General features: G+C 57.3%; 19 protein-coding genes. 3 read left to right on the top strand and 16 right to left on the bottom strand.

Features of this window, described 5'->3' with window-relative positions; translation table 11 throughout:
- Nucleotides 1–39: 39 nt before the first annotated feature.
- The 4 genes from LCQ44_RS08305 to LCQ44_RS08290 all read right to left on the bottom strand — a co-directional run bounded on the left by LCQ44_RS08305 (nt 40) and on the right by LCQ44_RS08290 (nt 2,528).
- The gene (locus LCQ44_RS08305; RefSeq protein WP_225093574.1) at nt 40–552 is read right to left on the bottom strand and encodes a UDP binding domain-containing protein; all 513 of its coding nucleotides are present in this window, start codon (nt 550–552) and stop codon (nt 40–42) included.
- Nucleotides 510–1,043 carry a hypothetical protein gene (locus LCQ44_RS08300; protein WP_225093573.1) on the bottom strand — a complete coding sequence of 178 codons (534 nt, stop codon included), beginning with the start codon at nt 1,041–1,043 and terminating at the stop codon, nt 510–512. Before LCQ44_RS08300 ends, LCQ44_RS08305 begins: the two co-directional genes overlap by 43 nt.
- A gap of 20 nt (nt 1,044–1,063) precedes the next feature.
- Nucleotides 1,064–1,966, bottom strand: coding sequence for a hypothetical protein (locus tag LCQ44_RS08295; RefSeq protein ID WP_225093572.1), 903 nt, complete (start codon nt 1,964–1,966; stop codon nt 1,064–1,066).
- Nucleotides 1,967–2,060: 94 nt separating this feature from the next.
- Nucleotides 2,061–2,528, bottom strand: coding sequence for a hypothetical protein (locus LCQ44_RS08290; protein WP_225093571.1), 468 nt, complete (start codon nt 2,526–2,528; stop codon nt 2,061–2,063).
- Between the two features lie 1,645 nt (nt 2,529–4,173).
- Here LCQ44_RS08290 and LCQ44_RS08285 point away from each other — a divergent pair.
- Nucleotides 4,174–4,368: a hypothetical protein gene (locus LCQ44_RS08285; protein WP_225093570.1), complete on the top strand. Its 195-nt coding sequence runs from the start codon at nt 4,174–4,176 to the stop codon at nt 4,366–4,368.
- A gap of 699 nt (nt 4,369–5,067) precedes the next feature.
- Complete coding sequence (istA, locus tag LCQ44_RS08280; protein ID WP_225093490.1) at nt 5,068–6,282, top strand: IS21 family transposase; 1,215 nt, start codon at nt 5,068–5,070, stop codon at nt 6,280–6,282.
- Here the strand turns inward: istA (LCQ44_RS08280) and istB are convergent.
- Together istB and istA (LCQ44_RS08270) are read right to left on the bottom strand one after the other, a co-directional pair.
- Nucleotides 6,272–7,054, bottom strand: a complete 783-nt coding sequence (gene istB / locus LCQ44_RS08275) for an IS21-like element helper ATPase IstB (protein WP_225093491.1) — start codon at nt 7,052–7,054, stop codon at nt 6,272–6,274. The two genes, istA (LCQ44_RS08280) and istB, sit on opposite strands and share 11 nt — an antisense overlap.
- Nucleotides 7,054–8,286 (bottom strand): IS21 family transposase, encoded by a 1,233-nt coding sequence (gene istA, locus LCQ44_RS08270; protein ID WP_225093492.1) that lies wholly within the window; start codon nt 8,284–8,286, stop codon nt 7,054–7,056. The genes istB and istA (LCQ44_RS08270) overlap by 1 nt, the downstream gene beginning before the upstream one ends.
- A gap of 355 nt (nt 8,287–8,641) precedes the next feature.
- Between istA (LCQ44_RS08270) and LCQ44_RS08265 the strand changes: the two genes are divergently transcribed.
- Nucleotides 8,642–9,469 carry an ATP-binding protein gene (locus LCQ44_RS08265; protein ID WP_117746924.1) on the top strand — a complete coding sequence of 276 codons (828 nt, stop codon included), beginning with the start codon at nt 8,642–8,644 and terminating at the stop codon, nt 9,467–9,469.
- 214 nt (nt 9,470–9,683) lie between these two features.
- On the opposite strand, the gene LCQ44_RS08260 is transcribed toward LCQ44_RS08265, so the two are convergent.
- From LCQ44_RS08260 to LCQ44_RS08220, 10 genes are all read right to left on the bottom strand, one after another.
- Nucleotides 9,684–11,072 carry a Gfo/Idh/MocA family oxidoreductase gene (locus LCQ44_RS08260; protein WP_225093569.1) on the bottom strand — a complete coding sequence of 463 codons (1,389 nt, stop codon included), beginning with the start codon at nt 11,070–11,072 and terminating at the stop codon, nt 9,684–9,686.
- 28 nt (nt 11,073–11,100) lie between these two features.
- A complete protein-coding gene (locus tag LCQ44_RS08255) occupies nt 11,101–11,892 on the bottom strand; it encodes a hypothetical protein (RefSeq protein ID WP_117800192.1) in 792 nt (263 codons plus the stop codon).
- 11 nt (nt 11,893–11,903) lie between these two features.
- Nucleotides 11,904–12,749, bottom strand: a complete 846-nt coding sequence (locus LCQ44_RS08250; RefSeq protein WP_225093568.1) for a LicD family protein — start codon at nt 12,747–12,749, stop codon at nt 11,904–11,906.
- Between the two features lie 12 nt (nt 12,750–12,761).
- Entirely contained in the window at nt 12,762–13,805 is a 1,044-nt protein-coding gene (locus LCQ44_RS08245; protein ID WP_263634106.1) for a pyridoxal-phosphate-dependent aminotransferase family protein, read from the bottom strand.
- A 19-nt stretch (nt 13,806–13,824) separates the two neighbouring features.
- Nucleotides 13,825–14,661 carry a LicD family protein gene (locus tag LCQ44_RS08240; RefSeq protein ID WP_225093567.1) on the bottom strand — a complete coding sequence of 279 codons (837 nt, stop codon included), beginning with the start codon at nt 14,659–14,661 and terminating at the stop codon, nt 13,825–13,827.
- On the bottom strand, nt 14,654–15,898 hold the full coding sequence (locus LCQ44_RS08235) for an oligosaccharide flippase family protein (protein WP_225093566.1): 1,245 nt from the start codon (nt 15,896–15,898) through the stop codon (nt 14,654–14,656). Before LCQ44_RS08235 ends, LCQ44_RS08240 begins: the two co-directional genes overlap by 8 nt.
- An 829-nt stretch (nt 15,899–16,727) precedes the next feature.
- A complete protein-coding gene (locus LCQ44_RS10020) occupies nt 16,728–17,204 on the bottom strand; it encodes an EpsG family protein (protein WP_263633862.1) in 477 nt (158 codons plus the stop codon).
- Complete coding sequence (locus LCQ44_RS10015) at nt 17,167–17,784, bottom strand: EpsG family protein (protein ID WP_263633861.1); 618 nt, start codon at nt 17,782–17,784, stop codon at nt 17,167–17,169. The genes LCQ44_RS10020 and LCQ44_RS10015 overlap by 38 nt, the downstream gene beginning before the upstream one ends.
- Nucleotides 17,781–18,875: a glycosyltransferase gene (locus tag LCQ44_RS08225; RefSeq protein ID WP_225093565.1), complete on the bottom strand. Its 1,095-nt coding sequence runs from the start codon at nt 18,873–18,875 to the stop codon at nt 17,781–17,783. Before LCQ44_RS08225 ends, LCQ44_RS10015 begins: the two co-directional genes overlap by 4 nt.
- A gap of 12 nt (nt 18,876–18,887) precedes the next feature.
- A complete protein-coding gene (locus LCQ44_RS08220; RefSeq protein ID WP_117629359.1) occupies nt 18,888–19,658 on the bottom strand; it encodes a glycosyltransferase family 2 protein in 771 nt (256 codons plus the stop codon).

The following is a 19,658-nucleotide window of genomic DNA, read 5'->3' as shown; positions in this document are numbered from 1 at the left end:
TTTTTGTATATCACCAGATCCTGGGAGTACACCTCTCCCCTAGTCCCTCTTAAACAGATCCCTCGTGTACACCTTGTCCGCAACGTCCGCGAGCTCGTCGCTCCAGCGGTTGGCCACGATCACGTCGCAGCCGGCCTTGAAGGCCTCCAGGTCGTGGGTCACCTCGGAGCCGAAGAACTCTGGCGCGTCCAGGGTGGGCTCGTAGACAACCACGGGAACGCCCTTGGCCTTCACGCGCTTCATGACGCCCTGGATGGAGCTCGCGCGGAAGTTGTCGGAGTTGGACTTCATCGTCAGGCGGTACACGCTCACGACCGGCTTTGGTTTGCCCTCGTAGACGCAGTCCCACACCATCTGCAGCACCTCGTCGGCCACGAAGTCCTTGTGTGTGCGGTTGACGTCCAAGATGGCCTCGATCTGCTGCTGGGGCAGGTCCTTGTAGTTCCCCAGCAGCTGTGGTGTCCACAGTAGACGACTACTAACGTAGTCGAAGCTGACTAGATGCTCCCTTACTTCTTCCGACCCCAAAACCGAGAAATAAATTGATAGCACACGTCAATACGCTTGAGGCACATGAGGGTAACGACAATAAAATTGCAGCATAGAGCTAGGGAGAAAGCTGTAAATAGGTTATTCACAGCTGCGATATCGTTAATCTCGCCGGATATAGCCATACAACCAACCGACAGAAAGCCGACAACGACTGACCACAACACGTCAGAGAACAGCTCATCAATCAACTCGATTTCATGAGCGTTTTCTCCCAGTTCGCCATTACTTTGGTTCAAGTTAATCCTAAGCTCAAAGATCATTATTGCAAGACCACACATGAAGCCCGAAATAACCGATATAGCAGTCATTGCATTTGCAAAATATGCTCGAACAGCAGCGGCACTATGGGTATCAATGATTGCCCAAATAAACAATCCAAAAGGAATAGCAAAATGAACGAAAACATCTGGGATATAAAGGGAGTCGTCATCAACCGAATGAAGCGTTCTTAAATAGCGGACAAATAAACCCCTAAGCGAAATCTTCCCCATGCGAAACCGCCATTCATTAATCAAGCCCGTCCAAGACGATGCTCAATGATCTCGCGCTTATCATTGCATCTCTTTACAAAGGCCGAATCACTTAGAACCGCTTCGCCACGGTCGTTAAGGAGCTCTCTGATTTTCATATCGAACGATGATGAAATGTCGAACTTTACGGTTCGGCCATCTTTGCTATTTGCTCGAACAAATACATCGACCTTGTTATCAGTTATGTCAGACTCAACAAGGCCAAAGATTGTTTTTGCTTTGGTGAAATCAGATAGAGCTTCCTTAAGTAGGGCGATTGGAAAAGGCTGCCTTCTCTTATGAGCCAACTTATAAGAAATGTAATTAGCGCCAGTAATTAAAGAATCCGCCATGTCGCTTGACCTAAGATATTTACGAACTTCGAAATCTTCGATGCTTTTAAAGGCATCAAGCGATTCTTCTTCTGCAACAGGTTCCCAATCTAAAAGACATCCTGGGGCCGCCGCTTTTAACCAGTTCTTAAATGGCGTCTTCAGAAACGTGTCGCCGGCGGATCCCTTCACATGTTCAACGCATAAAATCGAATAGTTCCCAACAGGATTTCTAAGATATACCCTTGAGCGAACCATGGGTGCCTTTTCGCTATCATATTCGCCAACTATGGAATCTAATCCAGGGTCAAGAATGGAAATATTTTCGCCATTTGATCCCGATTGAAGTTCAAGCAATACACCTTCATCTTGAACTTTTGGCTTTTCAAGATGACAGTATTTTCCAAGACCCTTTTGCTGTATTGCGCTTTGATCTGATCCGCAAAAATCAACGAACGCTCGGGTGAATCCACCTTTATAAAGCGAATCGAGCTCAAAAAGCTTGTCGGGCTTGCGAGCTTCATGACAAGTCAGTTTATAAGCAACAAGTGTCCTTCGAGAAGTAACAGGCATAGAATCACAACCTAGTGCTTAATTCGCCCCAATTCAGCATCAACGGCAATTGCTAAAAACACACGTTGTAGCGATATAGATTCGGGCATACGGGCTAAAGAAACTTGCAGACAATATCGTACGCTTCTTTTTCTTTGCGTAAGATATCCTTTGAAAATGAGACCTCGTATTCACAAGGCAGATCTAGTTCAAAAAGATTGAAGAACTCGTTCGGCTTGTCACAGTACACTGGGCAATCATTCTTTAAGGGATGCGGCTCAAAGCGAAACTGGTCCCCGGTTATATCGATTACGGTGCCATCGGCAAGTTCAAGCCAAGCATGAGACTGCGAATCATTTGTTGATGGGTCGCGATACGTTCCAGATACATACCATGTTTTTATGCCATGCTTGTCAAGATACCTTTGCAGTAAGTCGCTTGTATATCCGCAACAAGCTCTTGGAAAGGACGCGATTACAGTTCGAGAGAGTTCTCCGGACTCTTGGGCACGGCTAATCGCCATGCGAAAGGCGATTGCAAGTGATCGCACATACTCAACTTGATTGTCTAAGTTGTCGCTCAATGAATGCCCTCCTCAAATGAAAGCATGACCCATTTGTTAACCGTGTCCAGTTTAATTCTAAAATCGGTCCAAATTCGTTCTTAGGTTCTGGATGAAAGTCCCGCTACATCGCAGCTGTCAGCGGTCCGTTTGCTACGGCTCATGTTAAGTGACAATCCATAGTAAGCTGCAACATAGATGAATAGCAGGGGCGTCAAACGGCAAATTAGAAGTTGATTGAACACAAGGTTGAGATCATCATCGTCTTGTATTGTAACAATGCACGGCTCGGCCTCTTCGAACTAATAACGGTCGTAGATCTTTACAAGATCGCCGCATATGCCTCGGTCGACAGCCATAACGGCAGGATACGATGGACCAAATTCGATAGTGAATACCCTGAATCGATATCTATCCGAACGAATCTCAAAGCACTAGTCATTTTTCCTGTACAGATCGTCAGCATCTTTGAGATTGGATTTTGGGGCACAAAGGGCTGCGTTTCTCGAGATAACTCCTGAAACTACCGTGGATGCGCTTTCAGCCAAATCAAGAGCTGGGTCGAGAATCCTGTTTACATCGGCAGTCCTTGAAAACAACCCTTTGATTTTGTCTCCAGACGCCACAGACAGCATTTTGGCCTGTTCATTGAAATATGGAACGATTTCTTCTGTTGATCTGTGTTGAGGTTGAGAAAGCACATTTAACTACGGATTTTCACTGGGAGACATAAATAACCCACCTAACTCAAATCGATATCAACTAATAGCGACAAATGGTCGCTTATTTTGCTGTTGGGACGAACTTTTGCAATCAAGCCCCTAACCCCTATCCTCTTTAGATAGTTATAGGAATTAATGGAGTTCATCAATTCTGGGCTCACCAGGGCTTGGTCATAACAGTTCCAAATAGGGTTGGCGCAATCCCCGGAATAGTAAAAGGAGCCGTAGTTTTCTAACTCCTCCGATAACCAATGGATAGTGGGATTGTACAGAAAGGGATATTCGTTTCCGCACCACGTTCTTCCGGTAGCGCGCACAGTCGTGGTGTAAGAAGCAAGGGGGGCCATCGCCTAGAATCGTCAGTGCCTAGATATTCAACGAAAGGAAAGACGATGGCCCACAGCGACATTCTATCCCAGCCGGACCGGGGTCTCAGCCCCAGACCGAGGCCCTGCTCGCCCTATTCTCGCTGTGCGACGACCGGACCAGAAATGCCCTAGGCGCGGCGCTTGCGACACCTGGAGGGACGACTCCGCCGCCGGCGTCCCAAGGTGGCGCTGTTGTTGCCCGGCAGAAGGTTTACCTTCCCCAGGGGCACCGTCCTCGAGCGCTGCCGCAAGCTGCTTCTCGTCGGTTTTCCTTCATCAAGCTTATGCGCCACAACGTCCCCGTCGAGTGCGCGAGCAACAGTGCGGCGTCACCCACAAGACGGCCTTCAAGTAGCGGCACCGCGTCTTCGCTACGGTATTCGGCTACCTGGACTGGATCGTGCCACACCCACCGTCTGGGTTGACGAGACCTACATCAACAGCACCGATCTCTCCTAGGGCTAAGGGCAGGCCCGTAAAGGCGGCCTATTTCGCCAGAAGCTCCGCATCTGCGTTGCCGTCGCAATCCACAAGAACCCCGTCGCGATCGTCTGCGACTAAGGGAAGCCCATCACGGTGCGCGTCAGAAAGCCCATGGGCGGCAAGATTGCAACCGGGTCGCTGCTCATTCACGACTTCGAGCGGGCCCGCGGCGTGCTGGTCAGGGACGGTGGGCTCGAGAGCGAAGCGCGCAGGGCTGACGACAACGATCCGGTTTACCTGGAGCGGTTGGAGATGGTGAACGACCTGTACTCCCGGCTCAAGCATTGACCGTGGCGTTTCACGGGGTTCACAGCGGAAACCCTAAGTGTTTCACGACAGGTACGTCTAGCTCTTCCGGGTCAACCAGGTCCGGGACAAATGAGACTCGACCGCAAGAGTGTTGCGCCATATCCTGATAGCCCACGCGACCTACCGCAGCTTAGGGCAGGCGCAGCGTCGCACGATATCTAAACCGTTAGAAATGCAAATAAATGATACAGATTCTTATTTGCATGACTGCCACATATAGGGACTTGCAGGCACTTGCTTAAAAATCAGGCCCACATAGACATAACTAATGTGAGCCTGACTCTAAATCAAATTATGTAGTAGTTATGACCCTAGCAAAGGGTCCTTCATTTGTTTTGTTTAACCAAATACCAAATAGCGAAGACGCATTCAAGTGCCTACGGTAGGTTTACGTTAGATCGCAAGTTATCGTAGTCAATTATTGAACCAATGTAAGTCAAAACTCATGGAGAGAGTTTACGTGGAAGTAGCTAAATTTCGGCTTCCGTTATTCGCAAGTTGCTGCTTGCGTTGTAATTAAATCAATGAAAGATAAGCATGCTGTTAGCGCCGGGCGATTTTAGCCGCTAATAGTCAAACTATTTTGACCAATCCCGGTCACCGAATAATGGCCACCGTGCCTCCCCGCCGCCACTACGCTGGTGGTGCCAACACGCCGGCGTTAGGAGGACCATTGAGGTGAACGAGAGACACGATGACCTACAGGAGATTATAGACGCGGCGCTCCGGGAGATGGCCGCGGAGGAGGGCGACGGGTTCGACCCGCAGGCATGCAACCTCGCGGAGTTCTGCAGGAGGACGGGGCTCACCCGCTCCCGCGCGAGGACGGTCAGGGCACACGGGTTCAGGGCCCTGCCCCACGGGAACAGCGGGAGGAGGGCCGCGCCGGGCGTGCTCGCCGGCCACACCGGCCTGGTGGACGACCTCCTGCGGAAGGGCGTCACCAACTCGCAGGTGATATTCGAGCGGCTGCTCGGCCAGGGCTACGCCGGCGGCCTCACCACGGTGAAGACCTATATCGCCGCGCACCGGGACCTCGTGCCCGCGAAGAGGCGGCAGGCGGCCCCGCAGGGCTGCCGCGGCCAGCGCTTCAGGACGGCGCCCGGAGAGGCCTACCAGATGGACTGGGGCTTCGTCGCGGTCGAGCGCCCTGGCGGGGAGCGGGCGCGGATCGCCTGCTTCGCCATGGTCTGCCACCATTGCGGGGGCGCCCACGTCGAGTTCTTCCCGAACGCGCGCCAGGAGAACCTCCTCATCGGGATGCTGCACGCGTTCTCGGCGCTGGGCGTGCCCGCGACCGTGCTCACCGACAACATGAAGAGCGTGGTCGTCCGCCGCGATGCCGACGGCCGGCCCGTCTGGCAGGCCGACTACGCCGAGTTCATGGGCGTCGTCGGCTTCCGCACCAGGTTGTGCAGGCCGCGCCACCCCTATACGAAGGGCAAGGTGGAGAGGCTCGTCCGCTTCGTGAAGGGGAACTTCCTCGCGGGAAGGTCCTTTACCGACCTTGACGCCCTCAACCGGGAGGCCGCCCTCTGGTGCGCCGAGCAGGGAGGCCGCTGGCGGCGCGCGGCGGCATGCGTCCCGATGCGCGAGCACGAGGCGGCGTGCTCGGCGAACACCAGGCCGCTCGAGGTCACGGCCGAGGTCGAGCGGTACCTGTGCCCGCGCCGGAAGATCTCCTTCGACGGCTTCGTGAGCTTCGAGGGGCACCGCTACGGCGTGCCCTACTGGTACGTCCGCCGCGAGTGCAGGGTGAACCGGGAGGGGCGCGTGGTGCATGTTAGCGTCAATCTATTTTTCACCAGTTTCACTAATCAAACGCGCCGTTCGCGCAAAGGCGGCTTCACCGCTTGCGCTAACGTATTTTCACCGATTCCGGTCACGCCTTGACGGGTCCGTCCCTCGGCAGGTCCTTCAGCCTGTAGGACCTGCCGGCTATCTTGACCAGGTGGCAGTGGTGGCAGTGGTGGCACACCCTGTCCGCGATCGCGCTCGCCGCCACGTCGTCCCCGAACACCCTGCCCCAGCCGCCGATCCCCACGTCGGCGGTGATGATCGTCGAGCGCTGCTCGTAGCGCGTCGATATCAGCTGGAACAGCAGGTCCGCGCCCGCGCTGCCGACGTCGAGGTAGCCGAGCTCGTCGATGATCAGCAGCCTCGAGTGGGCGTAGTACTTGAGCCTCTTCTTGAGGATGCCGCGCGACGAGGCGTCCTCCAGGTCCTCGACGAGCCGGGCGCAGTCCACGAACCTGACCTCGCGCCCCGCCCTGACCGCCTCGATGCCCAGCGCGACGGCGAGGTGCGTCTTGCCCACGCCGGGGCTCCCCACGAACAGGACGTTCTCGGCCCGCTCGACGAACCTCAGGGTCGCGAGCTCCTCGATCTCTGCGCGCGGGACCGACGGCTGGAAGTCCCAGTCGAAGTCCGCCAGCCCCTTGACGTAGGGGAACCCCGACGAACGTATGCGCTGGTTGGTGATCCTGACCTCCCGGGCGGCGACCTCGACGCGCGTCATCTCCTCGAGGGCGGAGGCGAAGCCCCGCTCGCCCGCGGCGACCATCCTCACGTAGTCGGGCAGGGACGCCGCCATCTCGTGCAGCCCGAGCGCGGAGAGGTTCGCCTGCGCCCTGATCGAGGGGCTGCCCTCCGCGACGGCGCCCATCACGCCCCTCCGAGCGAGTCGAGCAGCGCGAGGTTGGCGCGCGCGGCCTCGGCGATGTCCGCGTCGGCCAGGCCCCGCTTCCCCTCGAGGGCCTGCCCATAGTGGTCGGGGTCGTAGTTGATGGGCCTCGACGGCCCGGACGCGGCGTCGTGGACGGCGACCTCCTCGCCGGCCATCCTCACAACGACCTGGCCGCCGGGCATCGCTATGACGCTCACGCGCCGGCCGATGCAGCGCCTGGGCACGGACCACTCCCTGCCGGCGGCCCTGACGAGCATGGTCGGCGGGACGGTCTGGACGCTCACGTCGCCCACCATCGACTCGAGGAGCCGGAGGTTCCCGATGGGCCGCAGGCTCTCCTTCTCCCGCATGAACAGCGCGTCGGGCGGCAGGCCGGTGGTGCGGTTCGGCTCCGAGTTGGCCTGGGCCTCGACCCGGGCCACCGCCTCGGCGAGGCCGCTCCACCCGGTGAACTCGCCGCCGTAGGCGAGCAGGCGGTTCAGGAAGCGGTTGGCCGACTCGTCCTTGCCCTTGGTCTGCGGCGAGCGCGGCGCGCAGAGCCTGAGCTCGAAGCCGGCCTCCCGCGCGAACCGCCACGCCCTCTCCTGCCTGGTCCTCCTGCGGCCCGAGACGGTCACCAGGCACGACATGTTGTCCGTGATGCACTCCTCCGGGACGCCGCCGAGGCGGGTGAAGGTGGCGAGCAGGCAGGACAGCAGGTCGTCGAGCGTGCGGCTCCTGACCGGTATGAAGCGGTGCTTCCGGGAGTAGCCGAGCGTCGCGGTGAACACGCTGAACTCGAAGACCTCGCCCTCCGAGTCGACGAGCCTCATGCCCTCCTTCCAGTCGAACTGCAGCTGCCTGCCCGGGGGCGTCTCGAACCGCGGGTGCGGCTCGCGGCCGCCCGCGCCCCCGAAGGGCACGTCGCGGGCCCGGCACCACGCGGTGAAGGCGCCGTACCCGGGCAGCCCCTCCCCGCGGCCCTCGCGCAGGAACGCGTAGACTGCCATCTTGGTCATCCCGGGCAGCTGGGCCTTCGCGCGGATCACCTCCTCGAGCGGGTCGAAGGCGCTGCCCCTCGCGGACCTCCCGTCGGCGGCGGACTCGCCCTCCCGCCGGTACTTGGCGACCGTGTGCCGGTCCATGCCGTGCCTCCTCGCGATCTCGCTGAAGTTCGGCTTCGCGCCGGACCCCCTGTAGACGTTCAGCTCTCCCATTACGTTTCGCTCCATATCCCGCTCCTCCCGGGTCGGATACCCGATCGGAGCATAGTTCCGTTAGCGCAGTTGGTGAAAGTACGTTAGCGGGGTCGGCGAAAGCGCGTTAGCGCATTCGGCGAGATGCGTTTGCGAAAGTGGTCAATTTTAGATTAGCGCTAACAGTGCACATATACAGCGACGACCTCTCCCGCGAGCTCGTCGCCCACGCCGTCGGCACCGGCGCCGACAGCTGGTGCGAGGGGCAGTGGGAGACATCGCCGGCGCAGCCCGAGGAGCTGCCGACCCAGCCGGTGGGGACCGTGGTCGAGCAAATCGCCCCGCCCAGGACGAAACCCGGTTTCGAGAGGTTCGACTTCGGGAGGGCCGAATGATGGCGGGCGCGGGGGCGAGCCCCTACGAGCTCGCGAGCGACGCCGCGTCGAGGCTCGGGATCGCCGTCGGGGCGGAGGAGCTCGCGACCCTCGCCTCGGACCTCGACCTCGGCGACGGGGAGATGGCCGCCGTGGCAGCCACCTTCTCCTACCTTGCGGAGAAGAGGAGGCTCGCCTCCATCGAGACGCTGCTGAGGCTGAGCAGGCTGCCCAGGCGCGAGCCCAAGACCTTCGAGGGCTTCGACTTCTCCAGGATCCAGGGCCGGGACGCGGCCGCGCTGGGCAAGCTCCCGTCGCTGGCCGACCTCTACGCGCACCGCAACGTCGCCTTCGTCGGGCCCGGCGGCATAGGGAAGACGCACCTCGCGCAGGCCTACGGGCGCGAGTGCTGCATGCGGGGGCTCAAGACCTACTACATAAAGGCGACCGAGCTCAGGGACAGGTTCCAGAAGGCCGTCCAGCGGGGAAACACCTCGCGGGTCGTCTCCTCGCTCGTCAAGCCGTCGTGCCTCATCGTTGACGAGGTGGGGAGATGCGTCTACGACAGGCCGTGCACCGACCTGTTCTTCGATGTCGTCGACAGGCGCTACGAGAAGGAGGGGCCGAACGCGATGGTCCTCACGAGCAACATCGCCCCGAGCGGGTGGGATGAGTTCTTCACGGGCGACGACACGCTCCTCTGCGCCCTCGGCAGGCTGTTCGACAAGGCGTCGGTGTTCGTGATGCGGGGCCCGAGCTACCGCGGCAGGGAGCTTGACACCTACTCGGTGGAGGCCGTCCCCCAGGCGGTGAAGGTGAGGGGGATCCAGCCCGAGGGGATGTAGGAATGCGATAGGAAAGTCATAGATGCGGGCGTGTTGGCTAAAATGGGTCGGCCGGGATTGGTCAATCTCGGCCGACTATATTTGGCTAAATTATTCCGGCGCTAACAATGCAATTGAGATGCTGGCCGCTATCATCCAGACGAATGATAGTTACCACTCCCCCATGCTTCAGATTACGGCATGAATAATGCGCCGAGTGTATATCTAAGCGCGGCTATCTCGCTACGCCTTCACCACAGGTGTCGCTCCCGAGCTTGATAGGCGACAGTTCGATGTGGTCTTTACTTGTGTCGAATTGACCCAGCAGGCCAGCTATGGCGGCGGATACACTATCATCGATGTATAGACCGCATTTGCCTCCACGCTCAGCTGCTCGCGCGAACTCGACGAGCTCGTTTCGAATTCCCTCGCCGTCAAGCTGGAAGAAATACCGCTTGTTTTGAGAAGGATCCTCTTTGCGTACCTCGAAGTAGTCTGTTTTCCACCAGGGAGCGGGTACGTAAATGTAGCCATCCGTGCCGGAAACCACAAGCGACCCCTCAGATTTAGCTGCCTTGCCGAAAACCGCCTCGCCGTAGCCATCCTCGAATGCCAGTCGGATCTCACCAAACGCGTCAAAGCCAGCGTGACCTTCAAGGTCGGCCCTTACAAAATCGGCTGATTGATAATTAGTTCCGAGTAGCTGCAAGATGGGCAGCAACGCTGCTGGACCCCAGGCTTTGGAGCTCGACCACTTGCCCTCAACGCTCGAGATGTCCTCACTGCCAAGATCAACAAGGCTGGTGCATACAGCGCGCACCGAAAGAACTCGTCCAATGTGACCACTCTTGGCAAGCAGAAGCAGTCGATGGTAGGCCGTTGAATACGCCGTCTTGATCGCGTCGGCCAAAACGAGGCCCTTTGAGCGTGCGAGCGCCTGCAGTTCCTGGCACGCCTCACGCGTTGAGGCAATGGGGCTCTCACATAGAACATGTTTGCCTGCCTCAAGCGCTCGCTTAATCTGTCCATAGTGCTGATTGGGATGCGATGCAAGGTAGATTGCGTCGCATCGACCGACTATCTCATCGAAATCATTAACCTGTTCGACTAAGCCACAGCCTGCGAGGCTTCCATCACTGTCGATCATCGCGCAGGTGGGGTCAACGCCATTCACGAAGGCACTTTCACGCAGATACTTCTCCACTAGCACACGCTTGCCCACGTACCCCATTCGTAGATGTCCACTTTCGGCGCGAAGCTCGGTGCTCGAGACGCCTTGCGTACGATCAAGGTAGACTACCTCACAGTATTCCCTGAGATAGTCGAACTTACCAACCCAGTCAGAGCCTACGGTGAACACATCAATTCCCATACGTCTGATGTCGTCAATCTTCTGGCCCTCGTACTCTTCAACGATTACTTCGTCAGCAATCCCGAGCTCTTGGACAGAACGCATGCGCTCGTTGAGGGTTTGGGAAACGTTAATCTTCCCGCGCACCTTGTCGAAGCCATCGGCGGTTACGCCCACGACCAGGTAGTCGCCGAGCGCCTTGGCGCGTTCCAGCAGGCGCACATGGCCCCGGTGCAGAAGGTCGTACGTTCCATATGTGATCACTTTCCTCATGGGCCTCACCTTCCCTTTCGTGGCTTGTTTAGTAATTGCCGCAGTGCTCGAGCTTCGCGACGTGGAAGGCTTTCTCCCACCCATGGGCCTCGTACCAAGGCCACAGTGGCTCTATGTAGCAGTACAGCAAAGGTATGAGGCCGCGCGCGGCCACTTCGACGGCCAGCGATGAGAGCACCCGCGCCCCGACACCCTTCTCCGCACCAGGGCGTGCCTTGAGCCCGGCGCAGACGGCAACATCGTCGGACTCGGCATAGGTCGCCATATGCGCAGCAATTCCTTCGCTATCCCTAATGACTATGCTCCTGCAGCCCTGAAGCCGCTCTCTCTCGCACAACTGAGCCACGAGCGCGCTGACATCGTAGTGCTTGCCAATCTCCTCGTCGCCGCAGATGAGCCTGGCGATCTCAGGATAGTCGGCCTCGGTCGCCCTGACCGCCGCGGGGTCTGGTACCTGAGTTCCGTCAGCCCGCATAACCCACCCCTCAGACAAACTGTAGTCGGCGAGCACGGTGGCGAGCTCTGCCGCAGCACTGTAAGAGGTTTGGACCATGGAGGGGTCCATTTTCTCAACGAGGGTCGCGACGGCCCGGATTGCGCGGTGGCCTGCCTGCCCGCAGAAGACGACCTGGAGTCCGTCATAATATCGGTAAACGACCGCCTCGAGTCGGCTTTCGTCGAAGACCTCCCAGCACGCAACGTTGTCGCCCTCGAACCCGTAGGTCAGCGCATCGATAAGTGCGTAGGGGTTTTCAACGCGCTGACCTTCCAGAACACGCCGCAAGCCCTCGTCCCAGCAGGCCACTTTCTTCACATTCACGTTCGTTTTCCTTAAAACTCGTAGCTCGATACCGGCGAGTGCTGCCCTCGGCGGTCCTCGGGCGGCAACTGCATGTAGTCGCCATAGATGTAAGTGAGGATCGCGTCGAAGTCACGTGTCCCCATCAAACGTTTCCCTTCGAACTCGTACTCCGACAGGTCCTTAAACCACTCCTTAGGCATCGCGTAACGCTCTTCGAGCGGATTTTCTCGATAGAGGGTACCGGTAGCTGGAAACAGCAGCGTCCTCACGCGGTTGGGGCTGTCGTCCGTGCTCTTGCGCTCCATTGGAGCGGCTAGAGCATAAACCGCCTTTGCGGGTATCTTGGACAATAGCGAGAACCAGGCCCTGAGCTGAGCCGACACGCGGGGGTCGAGTCTGCCGACCTCAGACCATAGGACCTTGCGCAGGCACATGCACCAGAAGTCCTGCAGAATTTGGCCGCCCACACCAAGAGGCGCGTCGTCCATGGGGAACACGTCGACAAAGACTCCTGTTTTGCACTTCAAGTGCTCCTGTCCGACCCTCACGTACTTCGTTCCGGTGCGCCTGAGCTTGCCGTACCCCCACCTGTATTCAGGATCGCTCAGATGGTCCTGGAAGAAACAGATGGACGGGTCCATCTCATGGGCGACAGAACGGAACCTCTCGTAGTCCTCACGAAGCATTGCAATATCAGCATCATCATCCCAGGGGATATAGCCCTTGTGGCGCACTGCGCCAAGGAGCGTCCCGCCGCAGATTGTGTACGCAATCCCGTGAGCGCGACACACGCGGTCGAACTCCACGAGCATGTCGAGCTCCAATAGCTGCATGCGCCGGAAGTCCTCTCCTTCTATGACCTTTACCTGTTTCATCTGCGCCCCCACCTAGAACAGACCCTCGGCCGATAGCGAGGTCAGGCAGTCGATAAGCCTGTCGTTGTCCTCCTCTGTGATGGCACCGATGTGCCCGATGCGGAACACCTCGTCGCACAGCGCGCCTCCGTTTGGGCACAGCCACATGCCGTACCCGGTTTTGGCGCGCTCGATGATTGCCTTCGCGTTGCTCGCGGGGCAACGGAGCGCCGTCACTGCATTGGAGGGGTTCTCGGGGACCATCTCGAGTGTGGTGCTCGTCAGGGCGTCGCGCACGGCCTTCGCGCGCGACGCGATCTCGGCGCGCTCCGCGTCGATCCCGCGCGCCTCGATCGACCTCAAACGCGCATTGATCTCAAGCAGCGTGTTGACAGCAGGCGTCCAGGGAGTCTGCCCACGCTCGCCGTTGCGCAGGGCTTCCTTTAGGCTCAAGTAGGAGCAAACCTCGGGATTCTCCGCTACCCTTTCCTGTCCGCGCGGCGAGAGAGCCATGAGGGAGATGCCCGGGTGGCAAGCTAGCGCCTTTTGCGAACCCGTCAGCACCACGTCGGCGCCGAGAGCCGCCATGTCAATCTCTTCGGCGATGAACGCGCTCACTGCGTCGACGATCAAGAGCATCTCGCGTTCGCGGCAAAACTCGGATAGGAGCCTCATGTCGTACAATAGTCCCGACGAGGTCTCATGCATGTTCACGAGCAACGCACCGCAGCCGGATTCCACCGCATCCTCGAGGTTTTTCCGCGTGACCTGACGCCCGAACTCAAGCTTAATCTCGTTGACGTTGTGCCCGTGAAGTTGGCATAAGTCGACGAACCTCTGCCCGAAACTGCCGCCATTGACCACTGCAACTCGCTCAGCGGGCGCTAAGACACTCATCACAGCAGCCTCCATAGCGCCTGTGCCAGAAGCCGTTAGAAACACGCAGCGTGAATCCTTGGGTGCGGACAACAAGTCCAACATAATGCGCTCGTTCTCTAGCATTACCTGAGAGAACTCTGGTGTGCGGAAATAGGGTGTGCTCTTGGCTGAAACTTCCAGCACCTCGCTGGGACTCATAACCGGACCAACGGTGAAGTTAAGCATCTGCATTCTCCTTAGTGTCTTCGTTCACGCACCATGCCTTCAGGCAGTGCGTCTGTCTTTTGTCCTCCGGCGGCAGCTGCATGTAATCCCCGTAGCACTTGGTCAGGTATTCGTCCCAGCAGCCCATGGCGGGGAACATGTGCTCCTCGAACTCAACCTCGACCATGTCCTCGTAGCCTTCCTTGGGAAGCGACCACCCGTGTTTGGCCAGTCCGAGTACGCTGCTGACGCGGCTTGCCGCGTCGTAACCAGGCTCGGTTGCAACGCGCTCAGCCATTGCCATCATCTTCGTCTTTGCGTGCTCCGGATTAAGAAGCGCTTTGGCTGCGTTCTTTATGAAGCGTTTTCCCATTGAGTCCGAATTATGATTGGCGCTCGACCAAACGCTTGCACGCGAGGCCTTGTTCATGCGGACTTGCATGCGCTCAATCTCGCTCTCGTCAGAAGAAACGCCATCCATAACGAAAACATCTATCCAGAGCATTTGATCCATGACCCCTTCATAGGTAGGCTCTTGAGCTCTAATACTTTCGGTGCAGAACTTGCGCCAGGGGTAAACAAACGGGCTGTTCTCGGGGCCAACGAGCCTGAGTCCAGCCGGCAACTCGCCAGCAAGCGTTGCAAGACGATCGTAATCGGGGCGCGGCATACAGACGTCGATATCGTCATCCCAGGGGATGAATCCCTTGTGGCGAATAGCGCCAAGCAAAGTGCCGGCTGTAAGTGAGTATCGAAGGCCGTGTTCGGAGCAAAAGGCATCAAACGCTTCAAGAAGCTCCAGCTCCTTCTGGTGTAGCTCTTCGATAGAGAGCGGGGTGATGTTACTCATGCAACTTTCCCTTCCTTAAACATTCAATCAGCACAAACCCCCTGGTTCCAAGTAGCGCGACCTCGGCTATGCAGCGGATTACGCAGATCGCGAGCAAAGATGACCGGCCGAGAAGCGCCATCGCGAGGAGCAGAGCAGCGTTAATAACACCTGAGGCAACAGTCGAGGCGGTAAGTTCGTTGACCTTACCCAAAGCGCCGAGTACCGGCCAGCCAATCAAGATCGAATAGAAAGAGAGCGGCAGGACAGGGCTGAGGGCAACCATGACCCAAGAACCCGCAACGTAGCCCTGTCCGCCAAGTAGAAAAAACACCTGCGGGGACAGCAGGCAATACGCAACGGTGCCGACCAATAGGGCGGGAGCTGCCATAATCGCCATCTTCCTAACAGCGCCCAGATCCCGATGCGCCACAACATGGGGATACAGACTGCTGGATATTGGAGAATAGAGCGCTTGAACCGCGCTCACGGTTGTGAGGGCGAGCGACCAGTACGCGATTTCCGTCGGGTCGGTGAGCACGATTCCCACGACGAAAGTGGTGAACCCCGAGACAAGGGTGGTGCCGATGTTCGACACGCAATACACGGCAGATCTCTTTAGCTCAGCCAAGGCGTTTCGGAAGCCACCGAAGGAAACCCGCACGCCGTAGCGGGTTCGAACGGTCATGAAGCTCCAGATAAGCGCTACCAAGCCGCCCAGGGCATCCGCAACTGCGACGAGCAGAAGATCCTGCGGTCCATGGACCACCAGAAGAGTCAGGCCGACCGTGATCACCTTTGCCGCGAAGAAACGCGTGGTGAGCGGCTCCATGTCCTCAAAACCTTGAAACATGAAATCCGGTAGCAAGGCCCTGAGCACGGTGGAAACATAGGCAATCAGTACATACCCCATATTGTCCCAGAGCAGTGGGATGAACTGGGCGACGACCACGACGACCGCGCACAGGCCGGCGGCGAGGAGAAGACGAGCGAGCTCTATGGAGCCGAGCAGGCGTGAAAGGACCTCGCAGTTGTCCCTCAGGTCGACGACTTGCTTTGTTCCGGAAAGCATGAAACCGAAGTCAGCGAGCGTCTGGACGATTCCCATGAACGACAACACGTAGGCATAGACGGCGTAGCCACCCGTGCCCAGCACGCGCGTGAGGTACGGCACGAGGATGAGGGGGAATACGTACTTAAGTACTTGTAATCCGTACTGCCAAATTATGTTTTTGGCGAGTGTGTTACTGCTTTTCAATATCTATATCAACCCAAACAAATTTCAGTTTTCGTTTCTATTCGAGCTAAAGCGCAAGGCAATAAAGAGCGGGTGCCTGAGCCCTTAAAGCGAAAGCGACGCCAGCCGCCAGAGGACGCTATCGACTTCCAAAAGAACATTCTCGGGATGGCCCATTCGCCTTCATCAACTCGGTAGCAAAAGCAAAAACGCAGCGAGATTCTTCGTCAACGAGCGCGACCGTGAGGTTTGCAAACAAGATACCGAGCTGATAGAGAGTCTGGTCATACATCCTCTGGTGAAAAGGAAAGGCCAATGTCCGGCGCAAAGCAAGCATGGCTTCGATCGTGAAGTACCTGTCTATAGACCTCTTGCTCGACAGGCTGTTCGAGGTTAACGAGTCAACTTGCTTTTGGTATGAGTAGTCCAATTCGTCGATGGTCGACCCCTGAACCTCAGCACGATCATTTATGTCCGCACAGTGTCCTCAAACCACCCATCTTTGAGAAGCTCTAGGCCTTGCCGCGTCTCGCGATCGAAGATCCTTCCCCATGCAACGCCGCTCGAGTGTTTCGTCCCCACAGAAATGACCCGCCCGAGCTCGCTGATATAGCGGGGAATAATCACGGTGATGTCGACCAAAAGTGTTGCAGGTCATAAGTCGTGGAGCTCGGGCGAGGAACGTTAAGTGGTGGCCGAAACCCGGGTAAGCGCTCCCTGGCCACGCAGATTCAGGAGGTCCATCCGAAGCCCCTCGCGTGTGGTACGCGAGGGGCTTCGGATGGACCGAATGCTTGGCGATCCTCCCGAGATTGTTCAACACTAGTCCCATTTAACAATCCTCATGAATCTAAACAAGCTGCCAGAAAAAGGAAAAAGGAACGACACCGTGCCATTGCGGCCGGTAGACCATAATTACTACAAAAAACACGGCCGTAACTGCGCATATGCCGTAAACGAGGAGGAACTTGAGCTTTGTATCGATCTTTCGGAATCGCAGCGCCACGTATAAGACAAGGAAAAACGAGGTAAACGTCGTCAGCCTCTGGAAGATGTTCACGAAGCAAGCGAGGAACTGGAAGACGACCTGGAGCATGGATCCATGAAAAAGAACCCTCTCCTCCCTGTCGTCATCCGAAGCCCCCACCCCAAACAAATGGGAAACGACAATCAGCAAAGCGTCCATGGCGGTCATGATCGGCGCCGCGAGCGCATCCCCCCCCGACCACGAGGACATGCTATACGTCGAGTACTTGTCAAAGTTCTTCTCAACGAAGCTCCACACGACATCAGGGGGAAAGGGCCAAAGCCAACGCGACGACGCCATAACCCAGCATGACTTTCTTTGTCGGTGCGAGCGCCGAGAGCGGAATGAGCGCGAGCATGACGATGGCGGTCGAGTGAAACAGGGAGCCGAAAATGACCGCCGCAGCGAAACGGATCCTCTTCCCGGACTCCAGCCAAGGTATCGCCGCGATGATGATTGCGGCGGCGATACCTTGGCGCATGAGGTTCATAAAGGAGGCGTACGTCAGAAGTGTCACATAGAGGAAGAGTGCGAGCACGGGATTGCAGTCCGACTTATAGACCACATACCCGACGCAGGCGGTCATGACCGCACTGGTGAAGAGAAGAAGGAGCTGCGGATTGGGGCTGACCACGTTCAAGGCCCGGAGGAGGTACAGGAACCCGGTTTCATACCAGGAGTGTGCCATCCACGCCGTCAGGTAAGCGTTCCAGTACTGGAGCGTATCCACTCCGACCGCATAGCTTCTCAGGCCGGAGAACGCGAACAAGACCAGGCAGGCCAAGATGATAAAGCATCGTCTCTCAGCATCCCCGCGCGACACGCCCGTGATTACACCGAGAACGAGAATCACGACTATTTCCATCAGATAAATCGTCATGCGCGCCCAATCACCTTGAGATAATCGGTTCGAATCGACTTGGCGATCGAGGGCCACGAAAACAACTCCGCAACGCGACGTGAGGCCAGGGCCATCTCCGCATAGGCCTCAGCAGAGCTGGCGGCGGCGACGATGGCTTCCCGCACGGATTCGGGAGAAAGGTCGCAGACCCATCCGGCTCCCTCTGCGAGGATGACGTCAGACATGTTGGTACCCGGGGTTACCACGCATGGCAACCCGTAGGCGCACGCCTCGAGCAGACCCATCGGCATCCCCTCGTAGCGTGATGTGAGGAGAAAGATGTCCGCGGCGCGCAGAACCGCATCCTTCGCATCCCCGTATACAGGGCCGCGAACGGCAACAACGTCTGAAAGCCCCGCGGCCTGTAGCTTTTTCTCCATCTCATTTGAGAAGCCGTTGACGGAGTTGCCGTAAATCGAGAGATGGAAGCGCGGTGAATCCGCGCGAGCATTCAACGGAGTAAGTGCTTCGAGGAGGATGTCCAATCCCTTTTGATAGGGCTCCACTCTGCCAACGAACACAATTTCAGGCACGTCGCCATGCCACGACTCCCGATGAGGGCGCTCCTTGGGCACTTCTATGCCGTTCGGCTCGATGAAGCTGTTCCGGTTCCATTTCTCGCCGGACTCATCGCGTTCCTTCTCGGTAAGGTAGTGGATCGCAGCGGCGCCTTGAGCGAAACGGTTGTAGAAAACGGCGTTGCAGATTCGTTTCTTAAAGGTTTTCTTCCCCTGGTCTCCGCTCGTGAGGGCGCAGTGCGGCTCAATCACATATGGTATACCCGAAGACAGCACGCCCAAGAGGGTCGCGTTGGGATGAAACGCATAAAAACCCTCGAAAACGATTAGGTCAGGGCCCCAGATTCGACTGGTGAAATCTTCAATGTTGAAAGCAAAGTCGTTAGGGTTCCTGTAGAAAGGAAGACCCCTCCATTCTTCGCGCTCGACAGGTCTCATGTTATACCAGACAACCTCTTCGAGTTCGGATAAGGCCCCGATCAGTGCAGGCACACAGTACGTAGGGCCCGCGAAGCCCTCAAACTCAAGGTTCGAGAGAAATAGAATCCTCATTCAGCCTCAATCCTAAATCCTTTTAAGCACCGCGTGCGTCAGCTGCCAGAACAGACAATACGCGGAATAGACTGGGTTTATCTTCTCCACTTTTCGGTAGGCGTTCCACGTGCGGGAAACTGCACGGAATTTATTAGCGGAGCGGGAGCCGCCATGTTTCCTGTTCTTTGCAAGCACCTCGTCGAGGCCGCCGGCTGGAACGCCACTCTTGAGGACCTGGAGCCAGACGACCATGTCTTCAGGGAAATCGAACGAATCCCCGAAATCGGGACAAACGAGAAGACTCAGGGGTATTTTCGAGAGGTCGAACGCGATGGTATGGCTGCAGGTCACGGTGTTCTTGAGAAAACCGTCGTAGTCGATGCTCTTGGGTACGTGTACGTAATTCCTATGCTGTCCGTCAGACTCAATGGTCTCATACGAGGTGAAACACATCCCCAGACCACAATCCCGCATGTACGCAAGCTGGTGATCAAGTTTATCCGGAAGCCATGCGTCATCGGCGTCCATGAACGCGACGAAATCGCCGGAAACGTGTTCGATACCGGTATTGCGCGACTTAGCCGCACCAACGTTGTGCTCGTTGGGATGAACCGAGATACGACGATCCTTATTCTCGTATTCCTTCGCAAGTCGAAGAGATGCGTCCGAAGAGCAATCTTCGACCACGATGAGCTCCCAGTTCTTATAGGATTGAGAAAGAACGGAGTCGAAGGTCTCGACAAGATACGGCTCAGCATTGTAGAGGGGCATAATGATTGAAACCAGGGGAGAATCGGTCAT

The organism is Collinsella aerofaciens (assembly GCF_020181355.1).
In the GTDB taxonomy this organism is placed as follows: domain Bacteria; phylum Actinomycetota; class Coriobacteriia; order Coriobacteriales; family Coriobacteriaceae; genus Collinsella.
Note: the sequence above shows the minus strand (reverse complement) of the source record. Positions and strands in the feature narration are given on the sequence as shown.